The organism is Vibrio sp. ZF 223, assembly GCF_003050585.1.
Taxonomy (GTDB): domain Bacteria; phylum Pseudomonadota; class Gammaproteobacteria; order Enterobacterales; family Vibrionaceae; genus Vibrio; species Vibrio crassostreae.
The window spans coordinates 300,919-318,637 of sequence record NZ_PIGB01000005.1 but is presented as its reverse complement, the minus strand read 5'-3'; the positions used below and the strand labels follow the sequence as shown (position 1 = coordinate 318,637).

16 protein-coding genes and 4 tRNA genes are annotated in these 17,719 nt (G+C 45.7%); 18 read left to right on the top strand and 2 right to left on the bottom strand.

What is annotated here, in order from left to right:
• From CWO13_RS13000 to luxS, 13 genes are all read left to right on the top strand, one after another.
• Positions 1–77, top strand: a tRNA-Arg gene (locus CWO13_RS13000).
• 58 nt (positions 78–135) lie between these two features.
• A tRNA-Arg gene (locus tag CWO13_RS12995) sits at positions 136–212 on the top strand.
• Positions 213–269: 57 nt separating this feature from the next.
• Positions 270–346, top strand: a tRNA-Arg gene (locus CWO13_RS12990).
• 81 nt (positions 347–427) lie between these two features.
• Positions 428–504, top strand: a tRNA-Arg gene (locus CWO13_RS12985).
• A 375-nt stretch (positions 505–879) separates the two neighbouring features.
• Positions 880–1,137 carry an oxaloacetate decarboxylase subunit gamma gene (locus CWO13_RS12980; protein WP_107898720.1) on the top strand — a complete coding sequence of 86 codons (258 nt, stop codon included), beginning with the start codon at positions 880–882 and terminating at the stop codon, positions 1,135–1,137.
• A 31-nt stretch (positions 1,138–1,168) separates the two neighbouring features.
• Positions 1,169–2,953, top strand: a complete 1,785-nt coding sequence (gene oadA / locus CWO13_RS12975) for a sodium-extruding oxaloacetate decarboxylase subunit alpha (RefSeq protein WP_107898719.1) — start codon at positions 1,169–1,171, stop codon at positions 2,951–2,953.
• Positions 2,954–2,962: 9 nt separating this feature from the next.
• On the top strand, positions 2,963–4,093 hold the full coding sequence (locus CWO13_RS12970; protein ID WP_019825842.1) for a sodium ion-translocating decarboxylase subunit beta: 1,131 nt from the start codon (positions 2,963–2,965) through the stop codon (positions 4,091–4,093).
• 172 nt (positions 4,094–4,265) lie between these two features.
• A complete protein-coding gene (locus CWO13_RS12965; RefSeq protein ID WP_107898718.1) occupies positions 4,266–5,219 on the top strand; it encodes an NADP-dependent oxidoreductase in 954 nt (317 codons plus the stop codon).
• 6 nt (positions 5,220–5,225) lie between these two features.
• Positions 5,226–5,687, top strand: a complete 462-nt coding sequence (locus CWO13_RS12960; RefSeq protein ID WP_048659376.1) for a YqaA family protein — start codon at positions 5,226–5,228, stop codon at positions 5,685–5,687.
• Between the two features lie 9 nt (positions 5,688–5,696).
• Positions 5,697–8,555, top strand: coding sequence for a M16 family metallopeptidase (locus CWO13_RS12955; protein ID WP_108083046.1), 2,859 nt, complete (start codon positions 5,697–5,699; stop codon positions 8,553–8,555).
• A 99-nt stretch (positions 8,556–8,654) separates the two neighbouring features.
• Entirely contained in the window at positions 8,655–10,223 is a 1,569-nt protein-coding gene (gshA, locus tag CWO13_RS12950; protein ID WP_107898716.1) for a glutamate--cysteine ligase, read from the top strand.
• Positions 10,224–10,233: 10 nt separating this feature from the next.
• The gene (locus CWO13_RS12945) at positions 10,234–10,884 is read left to right on the top strand and encodes a transglycosylase SLT domain-containing protein (RefSeq protein WP_017629422.1); all 651 of its coding nucleotides are present in this window, start codon (positions 10,234–10,236) and stop codon (positions 10,882–10,884) included.
• Between the two features lie 24 nt (positions 10,885–10,908).
• Positions 10,909–11,427 carry an S-ribosylhomocysteine lyase gene (gene luxS, locus CWO13_RS12940; RefSeq protein ID WP_019825850.1) on the top strand — a complete coding sequence of 173 codons (519 nt, stop codon included), beginning with the start codon at positions 10,909–10,911 and terminating at the stop codon, positions 11,425–11,427.
• 131 nt (positions 11,428–11,558) lie between these two features.
• Here the strand turns inward: luxS and CWO13_RS12935 are convergent, their stop codons facing one another.
• Complete coding sequence (locus CWO13_RS12935; protein WP_019825852.1) at positions 11,559–12,830, bottom strand: HlyC/CorC family transporter; 1,272 nt, start codon at positions 12,828–12,830, stop codon at positions 11,559–11,561.
• A 127-nt stretch (positions 12,831–12,957) separates the two neighbouring features.
• Positions 12,958–13,752: a cytochrome C assembly family protein gene (locus tag CWO13_RS12930; protein WP_107898715.1), complete on the bottom strand. Its 795-nt coding sequence runs from the start codon at positions 13,750–13,752 to the stop codon at positions 12,958–12,960.
• Between the two features lie 200 nt (positions 13,753–13,952).
• Between CWO13_RS12930 and ffh the strand changes: the two genes are divergently transcribed.
• The 5 genes from ffh (at position 13,953) to rplS (ending at position 17,567) form a co-directional block, all read left to right on the top strand.
• Positions 13,953–15,347, top strand: a complete 1,395-nt coding sequence (gene ffh / locus CWO13_RS12925; protein ID WP_010435884.1) for a signal recognition particle protein — start codon at positions 13,953–13,955, stop codon at positions 15,345–15,347.
• Positions 15,348–15,559: 212 nt separating this feature from the next.
• On the top strand, positions 15,560–15,808 hold the full coding sequence (rpsP, locus tag CWO13_RS12920) for a 30S ribosomal protein S16 (RefSeq protein ID WP_004410028.1): 249 nt from the start codon (positions 15,560–15,562) through the stop codon (positions 15,806–15,808).
• Between the two features lie 24 nt (positions 15,809–15,832).
• Complete coding sequence (rimM, locus tag CWO13_RS12915; RefSeq protein ID WP_048615624.1) at positions 15,833–16,387, top strand: ribosome maturation factor RimM; 555 nt, start codon at positions 15,833–15,835, stop codon at positions 16,385–16,387.
• A 26-nt stretch (positions 16,388–16,413) separates the two neighbouring features.
• A complete protein-coding gene (gene trmD / locus CWO13_RS12910; RefSeq protein WP_107898714.1) occupies positions 16,414–17,154 on the top strand; it encodes a tRNA (guanosine(37)-N1)-methyltransferase TrmD in 741 nt (246 codons plus the stop codon).
• A gap of 59 nt (positions 17,155–17,213) precedes the next feature.
• Positions 17,214–17,567: a 50S ribosomal protein L19 gene (gene rplS / locus CWO13_RS12905; RefSeq protein WP_004735514.1), complete on the top strand. Its 354-nt coding sequence runs from the start codon at positions 17,214–17,216 to the stop codon at positions 17,565–17,567.
• Positions 17,568–17,719 lie beyond the last annotated feature (152 nt).

Here is a 17,719-nt window from a genome sequence, read left to right as displayed (position 1 = left end):
GCGCTCTTAGCTCAGCTGGATAGAGTACCTGGCTACGAACCAGGCGGTCGGAGGTTCGAATCCTCCAGAGCGCGCCACTATTTAGGGTTTCTTTTATGAACCCCTGATATCGGTAATACCGATATCGAAAACTGCGCGTCCTTAGCTCAGCTGGATAGAGTACCTGGCTACGAACCAGGCGGTCGGAGGTTCGAATCCTCCAGGACGCGCCACTCTTTAGGGTTTCCTTGTGAACTCCTGATATTGGAAATACTGATATCGAAAACCGTGCGTCCTTAGCTCAGCTGGATAGAGTACCTGGCTACGAACCAGGCGGTCGGAGGTTCGAATCCTCCAGGACGCGCCACTATTTAGGGCTTCTTTCTTATAAGAATGAAATCCTTATATTGATCTGTTGTTAGTAACAATGAATTGATATTAAAACCGTGCGCTCTTAGCTCAGCTGGATAGAGTACCTGGCTACGAACCAGGCGGTCGGAGGTTCGAATCCTCCAGAGCGCGCCACATTATTAGAAAAAGCCTCGTTTATACGAGGCTTTTTTTATGTCTGCTGTAAAATTGTTGCGACAATGTTAAATTTGTTCGTTGTTTAACTTGTTGTATTTAAAGTAGTTCTTGATTGCTTCTTTGTTATTCCACCTTTCTCATATCAATTCCCAGAAAAGCCCCGTTTAAGTCACAGTTTAAATATCTAAAAATGACGTATTTGACAGATTTATGTGATCTGATAGGCGAATAATTAACCTTATGTGTGCGTTATCCGTAACAGAACCTTAAACAAAATTGACAAACTTTTACCAATCGAGATAATCCATAGGTCGGGATCACTATTCGCTGAAATCCTGTACGTATGTCAGGATGACGAAGAAAGGAAGCAACATGACTAATATTGGAAGCCTGCTAGGAGATGCGGCGACTCTAATGATAACGGGGATGTCCGTTGTCTTTATTTTCCTAACTATTCTAGTTTACCTCGTTCGGTTGATGTCAAAACTGGTACCAGAAGAAGTACCTGAGCCGATCGCAGCACCTAAAAAAATTCAAAAATCACAATCAAACCCTTCAGCTGTTAGTCCACAGGTAGTGGTAGCAATTTCGGCCGCGGTTCATCAATACCGTGCGTCTACTGCTAAGTAGCATTTAAAGGATTAAAAAGGAGTTTATGAGCATGTCTAAACCACTAGCTATCACAGATGTGGTACTTCGTGACGCGCACCAGTCACTATTTGCTACTCGTATGCGTATCGAAGATATGCTGCCAATTGCGGCAGAACTGGATAAAGTCGGTTACTGGTCACTTGAGACTTGGGGCGGCGCGACGTTTGATTCGTGTATCCGTTTTCTTGGCGAGGATCCATGGGAGCGTTTGCGTGAGCTGAAAAAAGCGATGCCAAACACACCAATGCAGATGCTACTGCGTGGTCAAAACCTATTGGGCTACCGTCATTACGCGGATGATGTAGTAGAAAAATTTGTTGAACGTGCCCATAAAAACGGCATGGATGTATTCCGTATCTTTGATGCGATGAATGACGTACGCAACTTTGAAAAAGCAGTGAAAGCAACGATCGACGTTGGTGGCCATGCTCAAGGTACGTTGTCTTACACAACCAGTCCGGTTCACAACTCAGATACTTGGGTTGATCTGGCTAAGCGTCTAGAAGACCTAGGTTGTCATTCACTATGTATCAAAGATATGTCAGGTTTATTAAAGCCTTATGAAGCGGAAGAGTTAATTACACGCATTAAAGCATCGTGTGATGTTCCTCTAGCGCTACATAGCCACGCGACAACCGGTCTATCGACAGCAACAGCGGTTAAGGCCGTTGAGGCGGGTATCGATATTCTAGACACGGCTATCTCTTCAATGAGCTGTACTTACGGCCACACGCCAACTGAAACGGTTGTGGCGATGTTAGAAGGTACAGAGCGCGATACGAACCTTAAGCTTGACCAAATTGAACCCATCGCAGCTTATTTCCGTGATGTACGTAAAAAGTACGCGAAATGGGAAGGGCAGCTAAAAGGCGTCGATTCTCGCATCTTGATCGCTCAGGTTCCTGGCGGCATGTTGACTAACATGGAAGGCCAGCTGAAAGAACAAGGCGCAGCCGATCGTATGGACGAGGTTCTTGAAGAGATTCCTCGCGTACGTAAAGAGCTTGGTTATATTCCTTTGGTAACACCAACTTCTCAAATTGTCGGTACTCAAGCGGTTATTAATGTTCTAACGGGTGAACGCTACAAGAGCATCACTAAAGAGACTGCCGGTCTTCTGAAAGGTGAATACGGTCAAGCTCCTGCGGAAGTGGATGCTGGACTGCAAGCGAAAGTTCTGGATGGTGCAGAGCCGATTACTTGTCGTCCTGCTGATTTACTTAAGTCTGAAATGGATACGTTAACGACGGATCTGTTAGAGAAAGCGAAATCAGAAGGTATCTCTCTAGCTGAAGATACGGTTGATGATGTACTGACTTACGCACTCTTCCCACAAGTGGGTCTTAAGTTCCTTAAGAACCGCCGTAACCCTGAAGCATTTGAACCTGCACCAACGCTAGAAGCTGCGGCTCCAGTTGCAGTAGCTCCTGTACAAGCTTCTGGTGGTATTGAAAGCTACAGCGTGAAGGTTGATGGTCAAGTTTACGACGTTGAAGTTGGCCCACAAGGTGAACTTACATCAGTAGCGCCATCTGCAAAACCTACTCAAGCGGCTCAAACTGCACCAGTAGCAGCTTCTGACGCTGAAGCGGTTCCAGCCCCATTGGCGGGTAACATCTTCAAAGTAAATGTTCAGGCGGGTGCTGAGGTTGCTGAAGGCGACGTTCTGCTTATCCTGGAAGCGATGAAGATGGAAACGGAAGTTCGTGCTGCTCGTGGTGGTATCGTTCAAGAACTGAATGTTAAAGAAGGCGATGCAGTTACTGTAGGCGCTCCACTACTAAGCTTAGCGTAAGGGAGTACCATGGAAGGATTGATGACCTTATGGTCTGAAACAGGGATTGCTAACTTCGAGTTCGGCCAGATCTGTATGATGCTGGTCGGTTGCTTGCTGTTGTTTTTAGCAATTCGTAAAGGATTTGAACCGTTACTTCTACTACCGATTGGTTTTGGTGCTGTATTAGCAAACATCCCAAATGCTGGGTTTACTGATCCCGGTGGTTTACTGTACTACGTTTACTACATTGGTATTGAAACGGGTATTTTCCCACTGCTGATCTTTATGGGTGTTGGTGCGATGACGGACTTCGGTGCGTTGATTGCGAACCCTAAAACATTGTGGCTAGGGGCTGCGGCTCAGTTCGGTATTTTTGCAACGCTATTTGGCGCGATCTTGCTGAACTATGTTCCAGGAATGGAGTTCTCGATGGCCGATGCTTCGTCAATTGCGATCATTGGTGGTGCCGATGGCCCAACTGCGATCTTCTTGGCGAGCAAGTTATCTCCGGATCTTTTAGGTGCCATTGCAGTAGCGGCTTATAGCTACATGGCATTGGTTCCTATTATTCAGCCACCAATCATGAAGGCGTTAACGTCTCCTGAAGAGCGTAAGATTAAGATGGCTCAACTTCGTCACGTTAGCAAAGCAGAGAAAATCCTCTTCCCGCTTGCTGTACTACTGATGACGATTTTGTTCCTACCTTCAGCAACACCTCTAGTGGGTATGTTCTGTCTGGGTAACTTGATGCGTGAAGCGGGTGTGGTTGATCGCCTATCGAAAACAGCGCAAAACGAACTGATTAACGTTGTGACTATTTTCCTTGGTCTCGGTGTTGGCTCTAAGCTTCAAGCGGATACTTTCTTGAACTTAGAGACTCTAGGTATTCTTGGCTTAGGGGCGGTCGCGTTCAGTATTGGTACCGCGGGTGGTGTATTGATGGCGAAGGTTCTAAACCGCTTCTCGAAAGAGGACATCAATCCATTGATTGGTGCAGCTGGCGTATCAGCGGTTCCAATGGCGGCACGTGTTGTGAACAAGGTAGGTCTTGAAGCAAACCCTCAGAACTTCTTGTTGATGCATGCAATGGGTCCGAACGTAGCAGGTGTACTTGGTAGTGCGGTAGCTGCGGGTATTCTATTAGCGCTAGTCGGCTAATGGATTACTTAGGTCATGTATCGTTACGTTAATTGGTCGTCAATTTACGAATGAGCGGTTAACTTAGCCTTATTAAATGGTTTATAGTCAAAGGGATGCTTTCGCATCCCTTTCTTTTTATTAATTAGGGTGCTTGCTCACTAGGGCTTTTATCAATCAAGGAAATGTGGAAATGGAAAATAAACAGATTGCGATTACTCAATTCGGCGGCGTCGAAAACCTTAGTATTCAAACCAGTGCTATTCCTGAGCCTAAGGCTGGAGAAGTGGTGGTTAAAGTTTCCTTTTCGGGCATTAATCCGATTGATGTGAAAACCCGTGCTGGCCTTGGTTGGGCAGCAGCACAAAACAAAGACAACCTTCCTTGGGTACCGGGATACGATATTTCGGGTCAAATTGTCACGCTAGGCGATCTGGCTGAACGTTTTACGGTTGGTGATAACGTGGCGGGCTTTATTGGCTTTCCACTGCAAGGTGGCGGCTACAGCCAATATGTTTGTGTTCCAGAAGCGGCGTTAAGCATGGTTCCTGATTCTGTCACCTTAGAAGCGGCAGCGGCATTACCACTTGCTAGTCAAACCGCAGCACAAGCGCTAAACAAAGCCGAAGTGAAAGAAGGCGATCGCGTGCTTATCTTAGCGGGTGCTGGCGGCGTTGGTCACCTTGCGGTTCAAATTGCAGTAGCCGCAAAAGCCGAGGTTTACACGACCTGCAGTGAAGCCAACCTTGATTACCTTGCGACGTTAGGTGCTCACGCAATTAACTATAAGTTTGCGCCAGCGTCGGAAAGAGTTTCTGATGTTGATGTGCTGATTGATTTGGTCGGTGGCGATACCGCGCTTGATGCGTTGAAGTGCCTGAAAGACGGAGCAAGAGTGGTGACCGTTCCGACCCTATCTGCTGAGTTGATCTGCGAAAAAGCGACACTATTAGGTTTTACTGCATCAGGCATGTTGGTTGAGCCAACCCCTGAGCAAATGGACGCTATGCTCTACATGGTTAGTGTCGGATTACTCAAAACAGAAATTCAAGGTATCTACCAGCTAGACGAGGCGCAGTCGGCGCATCTACAGGTTGAAACCGGACACACCAGAGGCAAGGTGCTACTTAAAATGCAAGAAAGTTGATATGCAGTGCTAGAATTCTTTAACTCCCTTTTTGAAAATATCGCGCTGTGGTTCTCGGACTCAGCGCTGTGGGTACTCTTCATCAGTGGCTTCTTGAGTGCCACATTACTCCCCGGTGGTTCAGAAGCTAGCCTTGTGGCAGCATTGAGCCTAGACCATTTTTCCACCTCATCGATTATTCTGGTGGCAACATTAGGTAACACCTTAGGCGGCCTGACTAACTATTGGATTGGTTTGTGGTTGCCTAATCGAACTCAATCTGAAAAGCATGGTCATAAGGCTATGGCTTGGCTAAGCCGTTATGGCTACTGGACACTGTTATTCAGTTGGTTACCGATCATTGGTGATCCTTTGTGTCTGGCAGCTGGTTGGCTAAGAATGAAATTCATCCCTAGCGTTATTTTGATAGCGATTGGCAAGGCCGCTCGCTATAGCTTACTTGCTGCTATCTACTTCGGTTTTTTCTAAGGAGAACCTATGAAAAAGGTTTTACTTGGTACATTTTCTCTTATCGCCATTGCTGGCTGTTCTTACAATGTACCTAGCTCAACGCCCTTCTTTTCCTCGTTACCTGAAGGTGTCACTCTGTTAGAGGAGGTTAAGCCTTCTAAAGATAAAGTGGTGATTCCTTATACCAAGTATCAGCTTGAAAACGGCCTGACAGTGATTCTTTCCCCTGATGATTCTGATCCGTTGGTGCATGTTGATGTGACTTACCACGTAGGCTCTGCTCGTGAAGAGATAGGTAAGTCGGGCTTTGCTCACTTCTTTGAGCACATGATGTTCCAAGGTTCAGAGAATGTTGGTGACCAACAGCACTTTAAGATCATTACCGAGGCTGGTGGTTCGTTAAACGGTACCACTAACCGTGACCGTACCAACTACTTTGAAACTGTTCCCTCTAACCAACTTGAAAAAATGTTGTGGTTAGAATCCGACCGAATGGGCTTCTTGTTAGATGCAGTTTCTCAGAAGAAATTTGAGGTACAAAGAGGCACGGTTAAAAACGAACGAGCGCAGAGCTACGAAAATCGTCCTTACGGCTTGATGTGGGAACGCATGGGTGAAGCGCTTTACCCTGAAGGTCACCCTTACTCATGGCAACCAATCGGTTATGTGGAAGATCTAGACCGTGTCGATGTGAATGACCTTAAGGCGTTCTTCCTACGCTGGTACGGCCCAAATAATGCGGTACTGACTATCGGTGGTGATATCGACGTTGATGACACGCTAGAGTGGGTGAATAAGTACTTTGGCCCAATCCCTCAAGGCCCAGAAGTTAAGGCTGCAGAGAAGCAACCAGCCGTCCTAACAGAAGACAAGTACATCACCCTAGAAGACAATATTCGTCAGCCGATGGTGCTTGTGGGTTGGCCAACAACGTATCGTGGTGAAGAGACACAAGCTTCACTGAATGCACTGTCTAATGTATTGGGTTCAGGCACTAACAGTTACCTGTATCAAAACCTCGTAAAAACACAGAAAGCAGTTAGCGCAGGCTCTTTCCATGATTGTGCTGAGCTTGCTTGTACCATGTATGTTTATGCGATGGGTAACTCAGGAGAAAAAGGCGATTTGACGGTTCTTAATAAAGAGCTGATGGATACCTTAGATCAATTTTCGAAAGAAGGTGTTGAGCAAGAGCGTTTAGACCAGATCATTGGCATGGCAGAAGCGAATGCCGTTTTCGCATTGCAAAGTGTAAAAGGCAAGGTTTCACAACTGGCATCTAACCAAACCTTCTATGGTCAACCAGATCGCATTGAATCACAGTTGGATCAAATCCGAGCGGTGACTCCAGAAAGCGTAAGTAAAGCCTACCAAGATTTCATCGAAGGTAAGCACAAGGTGACCTTGAGTGTGGTGCCTAAGAAGCAACTTGATTTAGCGGTTCGTGAAGCGACCTTTACTACGCCTCCACGTACTTTGCCTGAATACAGCAAGGTGACAGAAGACCAGCTGGATTTCAGAAAAGCACCGAACACTTTTGATCGCAGCGTGATGCCAGAAGTGAACTTTGGTGTTGAAGCAACGATGCCTGATTTGTACCGCATGCACTTTGCCAACGGCACGGATTTGATTGGTACTGTGACTAGTGAAACACCGACCGTACAGCTACAGATTCAACTTCCAGCGGGCGAGCGTTATGTTCGTAAAGGTCAAGAAGGCCTAGCGAACCTAACCGCTTCTATGATGGAAGAAGGCTCGACAAAACGAACGGTTGAAGAGCTACAAGCGACACTAGATAAACTTGGTAGCAGTGTGAGCATCAGTGCCGGCAGCTACACCACAGATATTTCAGTCTCGGCGCTAGAGAAAAACTTGCCTCAAACCTTAGCGATTGTACAAGAGGTTCTATTCGAGCCTAAGTTCGATGAGCAAGATTTCGAGCGCGTTAAGAAACAGATGCTAGAAGGCGTTGTGTATCAGCACCAGCAACCAAGCTGGATGGCTTCTCAAGCAACCCGTGAAGTACTATTTGGTGACAGTATTTTTGCTCGCGCAAGTGACGGTACCAAGGCGTCTTTGTCGAAATTGACCTTAGACGATGTGAAAAAATTCTATGCGCAACATTACACACCAGAAGGTGCCAATATTGTTGTTGTGGGAGACATCTCGAAGAAAGAGGTAGGGAAACAGCTACAATTCTTTGAAGAGTGGCAAGGCGATGCGGCACCATTAACGCGCCCACAGATCGTCAAAGAGCTTTCTGGTCAGCACCTGTACTTAGTCGACAAACCGGGTGCGCCGCAAAGCATTGTTCGCTTGGTGCGTAAAGGCCTGCCGTTTGATGCGACGGGTGAATTGTATTTGAGTCAGCTAGCTAACTTTAACTTAGCGGGTAACTTCAATAGCCGTATCAACCAGAACCTACGTGAAGACAAGGCGTACACTTACGGTGCAAGCGGTTACTTCGCAAGTACTCGAGAAACTGGCGCAGTGGTATTTAGCGCGCAGGTAAGGGCGAATGCGACGGTTCCATCGATTCAAGAGTTTATTAATGAGTTGAACGAGTTTAGTCAAAGTGGATTAACTGACGAAGAGGTGAAATTTATGCGCCTCGCCGTCGGTCAACAAGATGCGCTTAAATACGAAACGCCAAGTCAAAAGGCTGGGTTGTTGAGTAATATTGTCGCATTGAGCCTTGATGAAGATTACCTACAACAGCGTAATCAGATAGTTGAAACGGTTTCAAAAGAAACCTTAAACGAGCTATCGAAGAAATGGTTCGACCCGAATGATTATCAAATAATCGTTGTTGGTGACGCGACTTCGCTTCGCCCGCAATTAGAAAAGTTAGATATTCCAATAGAAGAGCTTGAAATCATTCGTTAGAGTACACATTAAAGGGGGAGGGAAGAGACTCTACTTTTCTCCTCCAACCTAATTTATGATAGTTCTAATCAGAACAATATAAGATAAGTGAACTGAATTTTGACTGATTTTGCTGCGCGACTAAAGCAAGTTGCAACCAACCCTAAGACCTTCTCTCAATTCGGTCGTGGTGTTGAAAGGGAAACATTACGCTACACGGAAGATGGGCACCTTGCTACTGGGCCGCACCCTGAGGCTTTGGGATCTGCGTTGATGAACGAATGGGTAACGACCGATTTCTCTGAGTCGCTACTGGAATTTATCACGCCTGTTTCTAACGATGTTCCGACGCTTTTGAATCAGTTGTCTGATATCCATCACTTCACGCAAACCAAGTTAGACGGCGAAAAGCTATGGCCGCTTTCTATGCCTTGTTACGTTGGCAGTGAAGATTACATTCAACTAGCGCAATACGGCACCTCTAACAACGGTAAGATGAAGACGCTATATCGTGAAGGCTTAAAGCGCCGTTACGGTAGCTTGATGCAGATTATCTCTGGTGTCCACTTCAACTTCTCTTTCCCAGAAAGCTTTTGGGATAGCCTGTTTGGAGAGCAAACAGAAGAAGCGCGTTGTGAAGCTAAGTCAGATGCTTACTTCGGTTTGATTCGTAACTACTACCGCTTTGGTTGGTTAATCCCATACTTCTTCGGTGCTTCACCTGCGCTATGTTCTTCTTTCATCAAAGGAAGAGATACAAGTCTGCCTTTTGAAAAGATTGGCGAGACACTGTATCTACCAAAAGCAACGGCACTGCGCCTGAGCGATCTTGGTTACACTAATAGTGCGCAAAGTGTATTGAAGATTGGTTTCAACAGCCTAGACCAATACCTTGAAGGTTTGAATCAAGCGATTCGCACACCATCAGAAGAGTTCGCTGAGATTGGCACTAAGGTTGACGGTGAATACCGTCAGCTAAATAGCAATGTACTGCAAATTGAGAATGAGCTGTATGCTCCAATCCGTCCTAAGCGTGTGGCGAAGAGTGGTGAGAAACCATCTGAAGCGCTCGCTCGTGCTGGTGTTGAGTACATTGAGGTTCGTTCTTTAGACGTAAACCCATTCAGCTCAATTGGTATCAATGAGCAGCAAGTTCGCTTCTTGGACCTATTCCTTACGTGGAGTGTACTAACAGACTCTGCCGAGATGGATAACTGTGAACTTGAGTGCTGGCGCGATAACTGGAACAAGGTGATCCTAGAAGGTCGTCAGGTTGGTTTAGAGCTGCAAATCGGTTGTCATGGTGAGCGATTGTCTCTGCAAGATTGGGCGAAGCGTGTCTTTAAAGACCTACGCTCTATTGCCGAGATGATGGACGCTGAACAAGGTGGTCGTGCATACCAAGAAACCTGCGATACGCTTGAAGCTTGGATTGATAACCCAGAGCTGACCATTTCTGGCCAGTTGCTAGAAGAGACTAAGAAGTTAGGTGGCTTAGGTAAAGTGGGCTGTGCGTTAGGTAAAACGTATGCAGAGCAGCACAAAGCACACCAATACAAAGTTTACTCAGCTGAGTTGATGGAAGCAGAAGTTCAACGCTCTGTGACTGCTCAGCAACAAAGTGAAGAAGCAAGCACTCAAGATTTTGATAGCTTCTTAGCGGATTATTTTTCGTATTTAAAAGCATAGCGAGACTTTGGTGGAAAGGAAGCAAGCCTTATTAGGTCAGCCTACTCGTGTGAGTAGTAAATGGTTACCTGTGGTGACTGTTGGTGTTGTCTCTAGCCTATTGGTTGGATGTGCAACGCCACCGCCAAAGCAACAAGATAATTTGTGTAGCATCTTTCGAGAGCACCCTTCATGGTATGAAGATGCTTTGGATATGCAAGAAGAGTGGGGCACGCCGATTAACGTTGCGATGGCTTTTGTGAAACAAGAGAGTAGCTATCGTCATGATGCGCGCCCACCTAAAGATTACATTCTTGGCTTTATACCGTGGGGGCGTGTAAGCAGTGCCTACGGTTATGCACAAGCTCAAGATCCTGCTTGGGAAGACTTCCAAAAGGCGACCAATAACGGTGGCTCAAGAACCAACTTTGATGATGCATTGATGTTCATCGGTTGGTATACCAGCGAGACGCGTCGTCAATTGGGCATCTCACTGTGGGACCCGTATAACCAATACCTAGCTTATCATGAAGGCCGTGGTGGTTATAAGCGTAAGTCATACAACAGCAAGCCATCGTTGATTAAGGTGGCGCGCAAAGTCGAACAGCAAGCAAAAGATTATGGATGGCAGCTGAAACAGTGCCGCAAAGAACTAGAAGACAATCGAAGCTGGTTTTTCTAAAGCCAGACGTCATGGAGAAGAGCAATGCCTTTATTAGATAGTTTCACTGTTGATCACACACGCATGAACGCACCAGCAGTTCGTGTTGCTAAAACAATGCAAACCCCAAAAGGGGATACCATCACTGTGTTTGACCTGCGTTTTACTGCGCCAAACAAAGACATCCTATCTGAGAAAGGTATCCATACTCTAGAGCACCTATACGCTGGTTTCATGCGTAATCAATTGAACGGTTCAGATGTAGAGATCATCGATATTTCACCGATGGGCTGTCGTACTGGTTTCTACATGAGCCTGATTGGCACGCCTACAGAGCAACAAGTAGCTGACGGTTGGTTGGCAGCGATGCAAGACGTATTGAAAGTTGAGAGCCAGAATAAGATCCCTGAGCTGAACGAATACCAATGTGGTACCGCAGCAATGCACTCTTTGGATGAAGCGAAAGAGATCGCGAATGCGATCATCGCTGCAGGCATCTCTGTAAACAAGAATGATGAACTGGCACTGCCAGAGTCTATGCTGCAAGAGCTTAAAATTGACTAATCACTTTTCACCTTGAGTGTGGTGAGTTAGATGTTAAAAGGCCCGATTCAATGAATCGGGCCTTTTGTTTATGTGAGGTATTAGTGATAACTCAGTTGGCCGTTCTTACGGTAATGAACAGTACTTATCAATTATCCGTTCACGATCTGTGGGAACACACGCACCAGCTTGATGCGGTTCTCTTCGAGTTCAACGATTTCCATTGGGTGGCTGGCAACCTGAACACTCAGGTGACTCTCTGGAATATCTTCAAGGTGTTCCAGTATCAAACCATTCAGCGTTCTAGGGCCATCGGTAGGCAGTGCCCACTGTAAGCCTTTGTTGATGTCTCGGATATTGGCACTGCCTTCAATTAAGAAGCTACCATCACTTTGTGGTGTGATCTCTTCAGATAAACTTGGCGCAATTGAGGTGGTAAACTCACCAACGATCTCTTCCAGAATATCTTCCAAGGTAACCAAGCCGTTGATATCGCCATATTCATCAACAATCAAACCGATACGCTGCTTATTGCGTTGAAACTTAAGTAGTTGAATGTTGAGTGGTGTCGCTTCAGGAATAAAGTAGATCTCATCCGCTGCACGCAATAGGGTCTCTTTATTGAATTCGTTCTTTTCAAGCATCAGACGGTAAGCTTCACGCAGCCTAAGCATGCCAACCACTTCATCTATTTGGTCACGGTACAGCACCACGCGGCCATGAGGCGAGTGAGTCAGTTGGCGAACGATAGATTTCCAGTCGTCATTGATGTCAATACCAGTAATTTCATTACGTGGCACCATGATGTCGTTCACGGTGACGTGCTCTAAATCTAGAATAGACACCAACATATCTTGGTGACGCTGAGGGATTAGGCTACCTGCTTCATTTACCACGGTTCTAAGCTCTTCTGAGCTTAAGTGGTCGGTCGCATCGTGACTGGCTTTGACACCTAAGATACGAATGAAGCCGTTAGTAATGAAGTTGACCAAGATCACCAATGGTGACAGCACCTTCATCAGTATCATCAAAAGGATACTACTCGCGTAAGAGACACGTTCAGGAAATAGAGAAGCGATGGTTTTTGGTGTTACCTCGGCGAACACGAGGATCACGAGAGTCAGGGTACCAGTAGCGATAGCTACACCGATATCCCCGTAGATGCGCATACCAAGAATAGTAGCGATCGCAGATGCAAGAATGTTGACGAGATTGTTGCCGATAAGAATGAGGCCAATCAATCTGTCTGGGCGGTTCAGAAGTTTTTCTACACGTTTGGCACCTTTATGACCCGTATTGGCCAAGTGCTTTAAACGGTAGCGGTTCAGGGACATCATGCCCGTTTCGGAACCAGAGAAATAACCAGAAATTACAATGAGACACGCGAGTAGCGCAAATAAGATACCCGTTGATATGTCGTCCAAAACTATTCTTTTCCTATTTGTGTATCTTGATTAATTTATGACCGAACATGGTCGAGATGTCAATTGAATGTATTGCACTCAATATTTTAAAGGCAAGGTATGTGAGACCTTGCCTTTATTTTACAGACTAGTTCAGGATGATTTCCTGAACGAAGCGACTACCGAAGTAGGCTAATGTGAGCATGCTGGCACCCGCGAGTGCGAACCACGTGACTTTTTGTCCACGCCAACCTTTCTGATAGTGACCCCATAGAAGGATGGAGTAGATAACCCAAGCGATAAAAGACAGCACAGCCTTGTGCGCTTTTCCTTGAGCAAACATATCTTGTACGAAGATGAGGCCGGTTAACAAAGTACCCGTTAATAAGCCATTACCAATCAGAATGATCTTGAAAAGCTGTCTCTCCACCATCATTAAAGGAGGTAGGTTAGGGTTGATCACCAACGCTTTTTTCTTTTTAAGTTTGTGATCTAGCCACGCGAGTTGCAGGGCGTATAGCGCGCCGATAGTCAGTGTCGCGTATGAGAATAGAGCCAAAGAGATATGAACGAGCAGTTTAGGGTCATTCTCTAGATGCTTTATGAAGGTGCTTGGAAGAAAAGTAGCAGCCATCAAGTTCAGTGCAGCGAAGCTATAAACGACGGGCAAGATAAACCACAAACGAGTTTTGAGCATAGCGCCGCTCATAACCACAGATATGATTAAACTGATTAATGAAGCAACGTTCAAGATACTGAGGTTTTGACCACTGGCATTAAAAATTAAATCGCCAAGCAACCAAGCATGGAAAGCTAGAGCAAGTAATGCGCTGGTAAACACCGTTTTTACACGGATTCCTGTTTGGTGCACGAGACCTGGAATGATCGTGGAAATCGCCATTGTATAAAGAAAGGCTGCTGCGATCGCAATAAGACTGTCCATGGTATCCATTTAAATGATTACTAATTGGCGAATTATACCTCGCATCGCTCTTTGGGGCTATGGCGAACCTCATTCAATTCCAAGTGAATAATGTCTCACATCACAAGCACGGATGATTAACGCTCTACAACGGGTATGACTCTAATCCGCGCTAATGTATACTCACAGTAATAGTCGCAGTTTTGAGCGAAGAGAAAACTATGTTTGATAATTTAACGGATCGTCTATCCAAAACGCTGAAGAACATCAGCGGTAAAGGTCGTCTGACCGAAGACAATATTAAAGAGACGCTGCGTGAAGTGCGTATGGCGCTACTTGAAGCCGACGTTGCACTGCCCGTTGTCCGCGATTTTGTTAAGCGCGTAAAAGAAGGCGCTGTGGGTGTTGAGGTTTCTAAATCTCTAACGCCTGGTCAAGAATTCATTAAGATCGTTCAAGCTGAACTTGAAGCGGTGATGGGTGAGTCTAACGAGGCTCTTAACCTAGCAGCGCAGCCGCCAGCCGTTATCTTAATGGCGGGTCTACAAGGTGCGGGTAAAACCACATCGGTAGGTAAGCTATCTAAGCTTCTAACTGAGCGTGACAAGAAGAAAGTCTTGGTTGTATCTGCCGACGTTTACCGTCCAGCGGCGATCAAACAGCTTGAAACATTAGCAAGCGATGTTGGCGTAGACTTCTTCCCATCTTCAGCTGATCAAAAGCCTCTTGATATTGCAAACGCTGCAATCGACCACGCGAAGAAGAAATTCTACGACGTGCTACTTGTCGATACTGCTGGTCGTTTGGCTATCGATGAAGAGATGATGGGCGAGATCAAAGAGCTTCATACTGCAATTAAACCCGTAGAGACACTGTTCGTTGTTGATGCAATGACAGGTCAAGATGCTGCGAATACTGCAAAAGCCTTTGGCGATGCGCTACCACTAACCGGTGTTATCTTGACGAAAGTTGATGGTGATGCGCGTGGTGGTGCTGCTCTGTCTGTTCGTCATATCACAGGCAAACCGATTAAGTTCTTAGGTGTTGGTGAAAAGACTGACGCACTAGAACCGTTCCACCCAGATCGTGTTGCTTCTCGTATCCTAGGTATGGGCGACGTACTGTCTCTTATTGAAGACCTACAGAAAAACGTTGATACCGAGAAAGCAGAGAAACTGGCTAAGAAGTTCAAAGAGAAGAAAGGCTTTGACCTTGAAGACTTCCGTGAACAACTTGGTCAGATGCAAAACATGGGCGGCATGATGGGCATGATGGATAAGCTTCCAGGCATGTCTCAGCTACCAGATAACGTTAAAGATAAAGTTGATGACAAGATGTTCAAGCAAATGGAAGCGATCATCAACTCTATGACCATGAAAGAGCGTCAACGCCCTGACCTAATCAAAGGCTCACGTAAAAAGCGTATTGCCGCTGGTTCAGGTACACAGGTACAAGATGTAAACCGTATGCTTAAGCAGTTCACCCAAATGCAGAAGATGATGAAGAAAATGCAGAAAGGTGGCATGAAAGGCATGATGCGCAACATGCAAGGCATGATGGGCGGCGGTGGAGGTATGGGCGGAATGGGTGGTGGCTTTAACCCGTTTGGTCGATAATCTACAAATGTAAGCTTTAGCTACGTTACTTTTCATAGTGTTAGCCGTGTCACAGAAAGTGTACGGCAGCTATGTTGGTGAAAAAATAGCTAAAGCCCTTGCATTGCCCCGGAATAAGAGTAAAATTCCGGGGCTTTAATTTGGCACGAGACCCCAAGCTATTTACTTATACTTGGGGTTAATTATTTTATTAAGAAAGCAAAGAGGACGACATGGTAACCATTCGTTTGGCACGTCACGGTGCAAAGAAGCGCCCATTTTATCAAATCGTAGTTGCGGATAGCCGTAACGCTGCAACTGGCCGTTTCATCGAGAAAGTAGGTTTCTTTAACCCTACTGCTCAAGGTCAAGAAGAAGGTCTACGTCTAGACCTAGATCGTGTTAACCACTGGGTTGGTCAAGGCGCATCTCTATCTGATCGTGTAGCTAAGCTAGTTAAAGACGCTCAAAAAGCGGCTTAATTCTTTTTTAAAGAGAAATAGCTTATGTCGATGAAGGGTAAAGAAACTATGAGCGAGCAAAACAATAGAATTGTCATGGGTAAACTTGGGTCTACCTATGGTATTCGTGGCTGGCTTAAAGTGTTCTCCTACACAGACAATGCTGAAAGCATATTTGATTACAGCCCTTGGTATTTAAACCAAAAGGGTAAGTGGGTTGAGTACAAAGTTGAGAGCTGGAAACGTCATGGCCAAGGTTATGTATGTAAGCTAGCGGGATTAGATGTTCGTGAAGACGCGCAACTGATGACTAACTTTGAAATTGCTATTGACCCTGCTTCGTTACCTGAATTGTCAGAAGATGAATTCTACTGGCGCGAATTGTTCGGTATGCAAGTTTTTACTACTAAAGGTTACGACCTTGGTAAGGTCACTGACCTATTAGAGACTGGCTCGAACGATGTTCTAGTAATTAAAGCAAATCTTAAAGATGCTTTTGGCCAAAAGGAACGGTTAGTACCGTACCTTGAAGAGCAAGTGATCAAGAAAGTTGATCGCGAAGCTCGCCGGATCGAAGTTGACTGGGATCCTGGATTCTAACTCCAAATTACAGAGCGAGAGAACACATGTGGGTTGGCATTATTAGCCTTTTTCCTGAAATGTTCCGTTCTGTTACTGATTTTGGAGTAACAGGTCAAGCGGTTAAAAAAGGTCTTTTATCTATTGAGACATGGAATCCTCGTGATTTCACTCATGATAAACATCGCACTGTTGATGACAGACCTTACGGTGGTGGTCCTGGCATGTTAATGATGGTTCAGCCTTTGCGCGACGCTATCAAAACGGCCAAGCAAGCAGCACCGGGAAAGACGAAAGTTATCTATCTTTCACCTCAAGGTCGTAAACTCGACCAGAAAGGTGTTGAAGAGCTGGCAACAAACGAGAATTTACTTCTTATTTGTGGTCGCTACGAAGGGGTAGATGAGCGCATCATTCAATCTGAAGTTGACGAAGAATGGTCGATTGGAGATTTTGTGATGACGGGTGGCGAACTGCCAGCCATGACGCTGATTGATTCAGTATCTCGGTTTGTTCCGGGTGTACTTGGAGATTTCGCTTCAGCAGAAGAAGATTCTTTTGCAAATGGTTTGCTAGATTGTCCTCATTATACGCGCTCTGAGGTGCTAGACGATAAAGATGTGCCATCGGTACTCAAGTCTGGAAACCATAAGGACATTCGTCGCTGGCGATTAAAACAATCGTTGGGCCGAACTTGGCTAAGAAGACCAGAACTCCTGGAAAACCTAGCTCTGACTGACGAACAGGAACAATTACTGGCTGAATTCATTAAAGAGCAACGCTCTTAACGAAAAGCAAGCAGTAACCTATTAAATTTAGTATCAGTTTATTCTAGGAATTTATACAAATGAGCAACATCATCAAGGCTCTTGAAGAAGAGCAACTAAAATCAGACCTTCCTAAATTCGCACCAGGTGACACTGTTGTAGTTCAGGTTAAGGTAAAAGAAGGTGACCGTGAGCGTCTACAGGCTTTCGAAGGCGTTGTAATCGCTATTCGTAACCGTGGTCTACACTCTGCATTCACAGTTCGTAAGATCTCGAACGGTGAAGGCGTAGAGCGTGCGTTCCAAACTCACTCTCCAATGGTTGATAGCATCGAAGTTAAACGCCGTGGTGCAGTACGTCGTGCCAAGTTGTACTACCTACGTGAGCGTTCTGGTAAGTCAGCTCGTATTAAAGAGAAGCTTACTAAGAAGTAATTCTTTTTGCATTCTATCGATAAAAGCGGAGCCACTTGGCTCCGCTTTTTTGTGCCTGCTATTTAGAGCTTCGCAGGTCAGAGATCCTCAACCCGCTCGTCCCTCGCTCTTGGGGAGGATATCGAGAATAGAGAAGAGTGTTATGCGTAAGC